This window comes from Mycobacterium sp. shizuoka-1 (assembly GCF_002723835.1).
Taxonomy (GTDB): Bacteria; Actinomycetota; Actinomycetes; order Mycobacteriales; family Mycobacteriaceae; genus Mycobacterium.
In genome coordinates this window covers 62,555-72,295 of the sequence record NZ_BEWG01000040.1, presented here as the reverse complement: position 1 = coordinate 72,295, position 9,741 = coordinate 62,555, and the positions used below count along the sequence as shown (strand labels likewise).

Below are 9,741 nucleotides of genomic sequence, written 5' to 3'. Positions count from 1 at the left end.
CCCACCATCGGCACCATGATGCCCACCCGACGACAAACCCGGGCCGCCCAACGCGCCCACCGCATCACAACCGAACGCGCACTCAACGACAAACGCGTCGCCGAACGGACGCGCCCACCACCGTTCTAGCTGGAGTACGCTCCCGGCTCAGGCTCGGGGCCGAAGACAAATCGCCTGCCGGACAACTCGTTTGGCGTGATCCGCACATACCGGAGCTTCTCGGTGGCGACCCAGGGCAACAGCTGGGCACGGTCGGCTTCGTGGATCTCGTCGGCTGCGGTGAGTACGTGTGCGGTCCCGCGGATCACCACACTCCAGCCTCCGACGGTGGTGTGGTCGTCGACCTCGAACAGCACCTTGTCGTTCATCACCGTGCCGAACAGCTTGGTGCCCTCGGCGGTCCGGAACAGCACCGTGCGGTCCTGGATCACGAAGTTCACCGGAAAGATCTCAAGCTGATCGCCGATCCGGGTCACCAGCCGACCCAGTGCGACACTCTTGAGCAGATCCCAGCTCTCGTCGTCGCTGAGTACCGTGATCGGATCCTGTTCCACAGTCATGCGCGAGATTTTCCCCCGGCAAGCAGCGATGCGCATAGGGTCGAATGACCCTTCGCCGAGGAGGCTGATGAGAGTGTTCGGATTCGGTCGCAGATTGCGCAAAGTCGGTCTGCGGGCCTACGCCGAGGTGCTCAGCGCCGAGCAGACCGCACTGTCGGTCACGGCCGGAAGCCCGAACCTGATGGGCAACAGCGAGATTCGCTGGGAGCTCCAACTTCGGGTGCTGCCCGACGGCGAGCCGCCGTTCGACGCAACTGCGCACACCCTGCTCCCGCAGACCAACCACCCGAGGCCCGGCACTCGGGTCGCCGTGCTCTACGACCCCGGCGACCACAGCCGGGTCGAACTCGATCCACAGCCGGCATCGACCGCGGATGCGGCGATCGACGCCATCACCAGTGCCCGCCCGGACCTCAGTGGCGCGCAGGTGATGGGGATGCCGATGACCGACGTCATCCGCCAGGCGATCGTCGACCCAGACGGCTTTCGCGAACAGATGCAGCAACACGCGACGGCCGCGATGCAGGTTCAGGCCGGCACGCCACCGCGATCCAACGACCCCGTCGACCGGCTGGAACGGCTCGCGGCGCTCAAGGACCGCGGCCTGATCACCGACGAGGAGTTCGAACAGCAGAAGCGGCGCATTCTGTCCGAGCCGTAGACCTCGTCACTCGGTCAGCGTCGCCAACTCCGCACGCAGATTGCCCTGCGCCTGCTCCTCCCATTGCCGGCGGGCATATGCGGTGCGGAAGACACCGGGTCCACCCAGCAGCGACACCAGGACCTGCACCCGACCTCGGCGGAACGCGTCGTCGGGGACGTGACCGTATTCGGCGCGGATGGCGGCGCTGTTGCGCGCGTACGCGTCGCTCGGCAAGGCAAGCGCGGCCAGGTCGGCGTCGGAGAGCACCTCGCCGTTGTGGTCACCCGGTGCGGGGTCGTGGGTGATCGTCATCCGGATCAGCCGGGCCACCTCGTCGACCAATTGTGGTGGCAGTTCCAGCCGGGTCAGGTCCTGCTCGGCGCGACGGGCGCTGTTGTCCTCGTCGTCGGGGAGGCCGGCGTAGACCGCGTCGTGATACCAGGCCGCCAGCCGGACGGCGTCGGGATCGTCGGCGAACCCGGCCAGCTCCTCCACCCTGGCGAGGATGTCGCGCAGATGGTCGACGGAGTGATAACGGCGGTGCGGTTCGGCCCAGGACGCGATCAGGTCACGTCCGACGGCGGGCGCCGCCGGGTTGGAGGTGTGCCGGGACAGCAGCGTCGCCCAGGCCTTTACCAGATCCTGCACACCACCATGGTGCACCGCACGGCGGGCAGGAGCGAAGCGACCCGGGGTATCGGCACGGCGGGCAGGAGCGAAGCGACCCGGGGTATCGGCACGGCGGGCAGGAGCGAAGCGACCCGGGTTGATAAGTAAGCTTCCGGGGTGTCCGAACTCGCCCCGTCGACGCCCCTGAGCCTAAAGACCCAGGTGTTCAGGTTCATCGTCACAGGCGGGCTGTCGGCGATCGTCGACTTCGGCCTCTACGTGCTGTTCCTCAAACTCGGACTGCAGGTCAACGTCGCCAAGACCCTGAGTTTCATCGCCGGCACCACCACCGCGTACCTGATCAACCGCCGCTGGACGTTCCAGGCGCCGCCCAGTACGGCCCGCTTCGTCGCCGTGATCGCCCTCTACGCGCTCACCTACGCGGTCCAGGTCGGCATCAATTACCTGTTCTATCTGAAGTTCGCCGGCCAGCCGTGGCAGGTTCCGGTCGCCTTCGTGATCGCCCAGGGCACCGCCACCGTCATCAACTTCGTGGTGCAGCGAGCAGTGATATTCCGGCTGAAATAGGCGCGCCGGGTAACCTTTGGCACTGATATGGCTACCGCACTCCCCCTGACGCCGCGTTCCCTGACCGGGTTCGGCCGGACCGCGCCGAGCGTGGCGCAGGTCTTGTCCACACCCGACGTGGAGGTGATCGCTGCTGCCGTCCGTGAGGTGGCCGCGGCCGATTCCACCAGCCCGTCATACCTGCGCAGGGGCATCGTCGCCCGCGGCCTGGGCCGCTCCTACGGTGACCACGCCTGCAACGGCGGCGGCATCGTCGTCGACATGACCCGGTTGAACCGGATCCACTCGCTGTCGGCCGACACCGCGGTGGCCGACGTCGACGCCGGGGTGAGCCTGGACCAGTTGATGAAGGCAGCGCTGCCGTTCGGTCTGTGGGTACCGGTGCTGCCGGGCACCCGGCAGGTGACCGTGGGCGGCGCGATCGGATCGGACATCCACGGCAAGAACCACCACAGCGCGGGCAGTTTCGGCAACCATGTGCTGTCGCTGGACCTGCTGATGGCCGACGGCGAGGTCCGCACGCTCACCCCAACCGGCGGCACAGACGAAGAGACGGCGCTGTTCTGGGCCACGGTCGGCGGAAACGGCTTGACCGGCATCGTGATCCGCGCCCGGATCGCGATGACCCGCACCGAGACCGCGTATTTCATCGCCGACGGCGTGAGCACCGCGAACCTGGACGAGACCATCGCCGTGCATCTGGACGGCAGCGAGGACAAGTACACCTACTCCAGCGCCTGGTTCGATCTGATCAGCCCGCCGCCCAAGCTGGGCCGCGCCGCGGTCAGCCGGGGCAGCCTGGCCAGGCTCGACCAGTTGCCCGCCAAGCTCGCCAAGAATCCGTTGAAGTTCGATGCGCCGCAGCTTCTTACGGTGCCCGACATCTTCCCGGTCAGTGCCATGAACAAACTGTCGTTCAGCGCGATCGGCGAGGTGTACTACCGCCTGGGTGGCACCTACCAGGGCAAGATCATGAACCTGTCGCAGTTCTACCACATGCTCGACCTGGTCAGCGGCTGGAACAACGCTTACGGCCCAGCGGGTTTCGCACAGCATCAATTCCTCGTGCCACCGGATGCCCTGGACGAGTTCAAGGACATCATCCGGTGGATCCAGACCAGCGGGCACCACTCGGCCCTCAACGTCTTCAAACTGTTCGGCCCCGGTAACAAGGCACCGCTGAGCTTCCCGATGGCGGGCTGGAACGTCGCGATGGATTTCCCGATGAAGGCCGGGGTCAACGAGTTTCTCAACGAACTCGACAGACGTGCAATGGAATTCGGCGGCCGGGTTTACACCGCCAAGGATTCGCGGGTCAGCGCGGAGAATTTCCACAAGATGTATCCCCGGGTCGATGAGTGGATTGCCGTGCGCCGCAAGGCCGATCCCAATGGTGTATTCGCCTCCGACATGGCGCGCCGACTCGAACTTCTGTAGAAAGGCATCGCTGGAAAACATGATCGACGCCACTGGCAATCCCCAAAAAATCCTGCTGCTCGGCGGAACATCCGAGATCGGCCTGGCCATTGTCGCGCGCTACCTGCGCAACGCCAAAGCCCGGGTCATCCTGGCGGACCTGCCGAATGCACCTAAGCGGGACGCCGCGATCGCCCAGCTCGAGGCGGCCGGCGCCAAGTCGGTCGAATACCTGGACTTCGACGCCCTCGACACCGCCAGCCACCCCGCGGTCATCGAATCCGCCTGGGCTGACGGCGATGTCGATGTGGCCATCGTGGCCTTCGGCATTCTCGGCGATGCCGAGGAGCTGTGGCAGAACCAGTCCAAGGCGGTGTTGAGCGCCCAGATCAACTACACCGCCGCGGTTTCGGTGGGTGTTCTGATCGGCGAAAGGATGCGCGCTCAGGGCTTCGGGCAGATCATCGCGATGTCCTCGGTGGCCGGCGAGCGGGTACGCCGCAACAACTTCGTCTACGGTTCCACCAAGGCCGGACTGGACGGCTTCTATCTCGGACTCGGAGAAGCCCTGCGCGAGTACGGGGTTCACGTGCTGGTCATCCGGCCCGGCCAGGTGCGCACCACCACCACGCTGGAGCACTGGAAGGCCACCGGCGCCAAGGAAGCGCCGTTCACAGTGAACGCCGAAGACGTCGCCGAGCTCGCGGTGGCCTCGGCAGCCAAGGGTAAGGACCTGGTGTGGGCGCCAGGCCAGGTGCGCGTGCTGATGTCGGTGCTGCGGCACATCCCGCGGCCCATTTTCCGCAAACTGCCGATCTAACCGCACCCATGGGCCTAGTGGGCAAGAACGCGCTGGCCACCGTGGGCCAGATGATCGCGGCAGTGGCTGTGGCCGTGGCCGTTTCGGTGATCGCGCTGATCGCGATATCCCGGGTGCAGTGGCCGGCGTTTCCGTCGTCGAATCAGCTGCACGCGCTGACCACCGTCGGCCAGGTCGGCTGCCTGGTGCTGCTACTGGGTACCGGATTCGTGTGGCGCAGGGGCCACCAGTGGGTGGCGCGCATCGCCGCCTCGGTGTTCCTGTCCGCGTTCACGGTGGTCACCCTCGGCATGCCGCTCGGCGCGACCCGGCTCTACCTCTTCGGCATCTCCGTCGATCAGCAGTTCCGCACCGAATACCTCAGCCGGCTCGCCCAGAGTCCCGCCCTGCACGACATGACCTACGCCGGCCTACCGACGTTCTATCCGGCCGGCTGGTTCTGGATCGGCGGCCGCGCGGCGGCCCTGACCGGAACGCCGGCCTGGGAGATGTTCAAACCCTGGGCCATCGTCTCCATCGCGATCGCCGTGGTGCTGGCCATGACGCTGTGGTCGGCACTGGTGCGCTTCGAATACGCGCTGATCGTGACCGTCGCCACCGCCGCGGTGACGCTGGCGTACAGCTCACCGGAGCCCTACGCGGCGACGATCACCGTGCTGATCCCGCCGGTGCTCGTGCTGGCCTGGTCGGGGCTGCGCGGCAAGACGAGAGGCGGCGGCTGGGCGGCCGTCGGCGGCGTCGGACTGTTCCTCGGGGTCGCCGCCACCTTCTACACCCTGCTGCTCGGCTACACCGCCTTCACCGTGGTGGCCATGGCGGTCATCGTGGCGATCGCCCGCCGCAGCCTCGAACCGCTGCTGCGGCTGGCGCTGATCGCGCTGATCGCCATCCTGATCGCCCTGATCACCTGGCTGCCGTTCGTGCTGCGGGCTCTGCGCCAGCCGATGAGCGACACCGGCAGCGCCCAGCACTACCTGCCCGCCGACGGGGCGGTGCTCACCTTCCCGATGCTGCAGTTCTCGCTGCTCGGCGCGCTGTGCATGCTCGGCACGCTCTGGCTGGTGTGGCGGGCCCGCTCGTCGACCCGGGCCGCGGCCCTGGCCATCGGCGTCCTGACCGTCTACGGCTGGTCGGTGCTGTCGATGCTGACCACACTGGTCGGCACCACGCTGCTGTCGTTCCGCCTGCAGCCCACGCTGACCGTCCTGCTCTCGGCGGCCGGGGTGTTCGGGTTCATCGAGGTGACCCTGGCACTCGCGACGCGCAGCACCCGCAAGGTCATCGGCGTCGGCACGGCCATCGGGCTGATCGGGGCAATCGGGTTCAGCCAGGACATCCCCGACGTGCTTCGGCCCGACCTGACCGTCGCCTACACCGACACCGACGGCTACGGTCAGCGCGGCGATCGGCGGCCCCCCGGGGCCGAGAAGTACTACCCGGAGGTCGACGCCGCGATCCTGCGGGCGACCGGCCGGCCACGCGAGGACACCGTGGTACTGACCGCCGACTACAGCTTCCTGTCCTACTACCCCTATTACGGGTTCCAGGGCCTGACCTCGCATTACGCCAACCCGCTGGCCGAGTTCGAGCGGCGGGCCGCCGCCATCGAATCCTGGGCCGACCTGAAGAACGCCGATGAGTTGGTCCACGCGCTGGACACGCTGCCCTGGCAGCCGCCGACGGTGTTTCTCATGCGCCGCGGCGCCAACGACACCTACACCCTGCGTCTGGCCCAGGACGTCTACCCGAACCAGCCCAACGTGCGGCGCTACGCCGTCGAGTTCGACGGCAAGCTGTTCAGCGGCCCGCATTTCACCGTCAAGACGATCGGGCCGTTCGTGCTGGCGATCCGGAATCCGTAGCGATGGACGCCCCGCCCGGCCAATTACCATCTAGACCCGTGGACCAGACGCGGGCGAACTACCGGACCGCCCGTCTCGTCGCCGTCGTCGCCGGCCTGCTCGGCGCCGCGCTGGCCATCCTGACGCCGGTACTGCCGGTGAAGCAGACCACCGCCGAATTGAACTGGCCGCAAAACGGCGTGCTCAACAGCGTGACGGCACCCCTGATCAGCTATGTGGCCACCGACCTGACCATCGACGTGCCCTGCAGTGCGGCCGCCGGGCTGGACACCCCCGGCAAAACCGTGCTGCTGTCCACCGTCCCCAAGCAGGCGCCCAAGGCCGTCGACCGCGGTCTGCTGATCCAGCGTGCGAACGACGCCCTCGTCGTCGTTGTCCGCAACACCCCCGTCGTCGTCGCACCGCTGCGCCAAGTGCTCAGCCCGGCCTGCCAGAAACTGACGTTCACCGCCCACGCGGAGAAGGTGACCGCCGAGTTCGTCGGCCTCACCCAGGGAGCCGACAGTGACGACCCTGGCGCGCCGCTCAAGGGTGAGCGAAGCGGATACGACTTCCGGCCCCAGATCGTCGGCGTCTTCACCGACCTGACCGGCCCGGCGCCGCCCGGGCTGAAACTGTCCGCCACCATCGACACCCGCTACAGCAGCGCACCGACCGCGCTGAAGATGGCCGCGATGGTCCTCGGCGTGGCACTGACGCTCATCGCGCTGATCGCGCTGCACGTGATGGACTGCGCTGACGGGGTTCGACAGCGGCGCTTCCTGCCGTCACGGTGGTGGTCACTGAGCGCACTGGACGGCGTGGTTTTCGCGGTCCTGGTGTGGTGGCATTTCGTCGGCGCCAACACCTCGGACGACGGCTACATCCTGACCATGGCGCGGGTGTCCGAACACGCCGGCTACATGGCCAACTACTACCGCTGGTTCGGCACCCCCGAAGCACCGTTCGGCTGGTATTACGACCTGCTGGCGCTGTGGTCGCACGTCTCCACGAGCAGCGTGTGGATGCGGTTGCCGACACTGGCGATGGCACTGGTGTGCTGGTGGCTGATCAGCCGGGAGGTGATCCCCCGCCTCGGCCACGCGGTCAAGACCAGCCGCGCCGCCATCTGGACCGCCGCCGGCATGTTCCTGGTGTTCTGGCTGCCGCTCAACAACGGCCTGCGGCCCGAACCGATCATCGCGCTGGGCATCCTGCTCACCTGGTGCTCGGTCGAACGCGGGGTGGCCACCAGCCGCCTGCTGCCGGTGGCGTTCGCCTGCATCATCGGTGCGCTGACATTGTTCTCCGGGCCGACCGGGATCGCCTCGATCGGCGCGCTGCTGGTGGCTGTCGGCCCGCTGCGCACGATCCTGCACCGCCGGTCCCGCCAATTCGGCTTGCTGCCGCTGCTGGCGCCGATCCTGGCCGCGGCCACCGTGACGATCATCCTGATCTTCCGGGACCAGACCCTGGTCGGCGAGGTGCAGGCCAACGTGCTGAAATCGGCCGTCGGACCGAGCCTGAGCTGGTTCGACGAGCACATCCGCTACGAACGGCTGTTCATGGCCAGCCCCGACGGATCGATCGCACGCCGATTCGCGGTCCTGGCCCTGCTGGTCGCGCTGGCCGTCTCGGTGGCGATGATCCTGCGTCGCGGCCACATCCCCGGAACCGCGGCGGGCCCCAGCAAGCGCATCATCGGGATCACGATCATCTCGTTCATCGCGATGATGTTCACCCCGACGAAGTGGACGCATCACTTCGGCGTGTTCGCCGGGCTTGCCGGGTCGCTGGGCGCGTTGGCCGCCGTCGCGGTCACCGCGCACGTGCTGAGATCCCGACGGAACCGGGCGATCTTCGCCGCCGCGGTCCTGTTCGTCACCGGGCTGTCGTTCGCCAGCGTCAACGGCTGGTGGTATGTGTCCAACTTCGGCGTGCCGTGGTCGAACCAGATGCCCGAGTGGCACTTCGGGTTCACCACGATCCTGTTGGGGCTGACCGTCCTGGCGTTGCTGGTGGCCGCATGGTTCCACTTCTCGGGCCGCGACAACGGCGATGCCGGGCCACCGCGCTGGTTCTCGCCCATCGTGGGCTCCCCGCTGGCAATCATGGCCTGGCTCTTGGTGATCTTCGAGGTCGGGTCGCTGACGCTGGGCATGACCGAACAGTGGCCGGCATGGTCGGTCGGCCGCTCGAACCTGCAGGCGCTCACCGGCAAGACGTGCGGGCTGGCCGACGACGTTCTCGTCGAGGAGGACCCCAACGCCGGCATCCTTACCCCGATCACCGGGGTGTCGGTCGGCGACGCGCTCGGCGCAACGACGGCACAGGGCTTCACCTCCGGCGGAATTCCCGCCGACGTGTCGGCCGATCCGGTGATGGAACCGCCCGGCGGCGGCAACTTCGCCGACACCGACGGCGTGGTCACCAGCAGCGAGGCGGGAACCGAGGGGGGCACCACCGCCGTCGGAGGGGTCAACGGCTCACGCGCCAGGCTGCCGTATGGCCTGGACGCGTCGCGCACTCCGGTGATGGGCAGCTGGCGTTCGGGCGTTCAGCAGCCCGCCGTGCTGCGCTCGGCCTGGTACCGGCTGCCCGCGGACTGGACGTCCTCCCCGCTGCTGGTGGTGGCGGCGGCAGGGCGCTTCGATCCCGACGAGGTTCAGGTGCAATGGGCCACCGACCAGCAGGCGGCCGACGGCAAACCCGGCGGTTCGGCGATCTTCGGCGACATCGGCGCGGCGCCGGCGTGGCGCAACCTCCGAGTCCCGCTGACCGCGCTTCCGCGCGAGGCCACCATGATCCGGCTCGTCGCCACCGACGACGACCTGTCCCCACAACACTGGATCGCACTGACCCCGCCGCGCATCCCCGCGCTGCGCACCCTTCAGGACGTCGTCGGATCGCAGGATCCGGTACTGCTGGACTGGCTGGTCGGTCTGGCCTTCCCCTGTCAGCGGCCGTTCGGACATCAGTACGGCGTGATCGAGCCGCCGAAGTGGCGCATCCTGCCGGACCGCTTCGGCGCCGAGGCGAACTCCCCGGTGATGGACAACATCGGCGGCGGTCCGCTCGGTATCAGCGAGCTGCTGTACCGCGCCACCACGGTGCCCAGCTACCTGCGCGACGACTGGTTCCGGGACTGGGGCGCGCTGCAGCGGCTCAACCCGTTCTACCCCGGCGCGCAACCCGCCCGGCTGGACCTCGGAACCGCCACCCGCAGCGGGTTGTGGAGCCCGGCTCCGTTGCGGCCGACGTGAT

The 9,741-nt window shown here is 67.8% G+C and carries 8 protein-coding genes; 6 read left to right on the top strand and 2 right to left on the bottom strand.

What is annotated here, in order from left to right:
* Nucleotides 1–125: 125 nt before the first annotated feature.
* Nucleotides 126–560: a pyridoxamine 5'-phosphate oxidase family protein gene (locus MSZK_RS13570; RefSeq protein ID WP_099248609.1), complete on the bottom strand. Its 435-nt coding sequence runs from the start codon at nt 558–560 to the stop codon at nt 126–128.
* A gap of 67 nt (nt 561–627) precedes the next feature.
* On the opposite strand from MSZK_RS13570, the gene MSZK_RS13565 reads away from it, so the two are divergent.
* Complete coding sequence (locus MSZK_RS13565) at nt 628–1,221, top strand: SHOCT domain-containing protein (RefSeq protein WP_199203320.1); 594 nt, start codon at nt 628–630, stop codon at nt 1,219–1,221.
* A 6-nt stretch (nt 1,222–1,227) separates the two neighbouring features.
* On the opposite strand, the gene MSZK_RS13560 is transcribed toward MSZK_RS13565, so the two are convergent.
* Nucleotides 1,228–1,851: a metal-dependent phosphohydrolase gene (locus MSZK_RS13560; RefSeq protein ID WP_099248607.1), complete on the bottom strand. Its 624-nt coding sequence runs from the start codon at nt 1,849–1,851 to the stop codon at nt 1,228–1,230.
* Nucleotides 1,852–1,989: 138 nt separating this feature from the next.
* Between MSZK_RS13560 and MSZK_RS13555 the strand changes: the two genes are divergently transcribed.
* From MSZK_RS13555 to MSZK_RS13535, 5 genes are read left to right on the top strand one after another with little or no spacing between them, the layout of a single operon-like run.
* Nucleotides 1,990–2,400, top strand: a complete 411-nt coding sequence (locus tag MSZK_RS13555) for a GtrA family protein (RefSeq protein ID WP_099248605.1) — start codon at nt 1,990–1,992, stop codon at nt 2,398–2,400.
* A gap of 27 nt (nt 2,401–2,427) precedes the next feature.
* Nucleotides 2,428–3,837, top strand: coding sequence for an FAD-binding oxidoreductase (locus MSZK_RS13550; RefSeq protein ID WP_099248603.1), 1,410 nt, complete (start codon nt 2,428–2,430; stop codon nt 3,835–3,837).
* 19 nt (nt 3,838–3,856) lie between these two features.
* The gene (locus tag MSZK_RS13545) at nt 3,857–4,636 is read left to right on the top strand and encodes a decaprenylphospho-beta-D-erythro-pentofuranosid-2-ulose 2-reductase (protein ID WP_099248601.1); all 780 of its coding nucleotides are present in this window, start codon (nt 3,857–3,859) and stop codon (nt 4,634–4,636) included.
* Between the two features lie 8 nt (nt 4,637–4,644).
* On the top strand, nt 4,645–6,498 hold the full coding sequence (locus MSZK_RS13540; RefSeq protein WP_099248599.1) for a galactan 5-O-arabinofuranosyltransferase: 1,854 nt from the start codon (nt 4,645–4,647) through the stop codon (nt 6,496–6,498).
* 2 nt (nt 6,499–6,500) lie between these two features.
* The gene (locus MSZK_RS13535; protein WP_199203319.1) at nt 6,501–9,740 is read left to right on the top strand and encodes an arabinosyltransferase domain-containing protein; all 3,240 of its coding nucleotides are present in this window, start codon (nt 6,501–6,503) and stop codon (nt 9,738–9,740) included.
* Nucleotide 9,741: the final 1 nt, after the last annotated feature.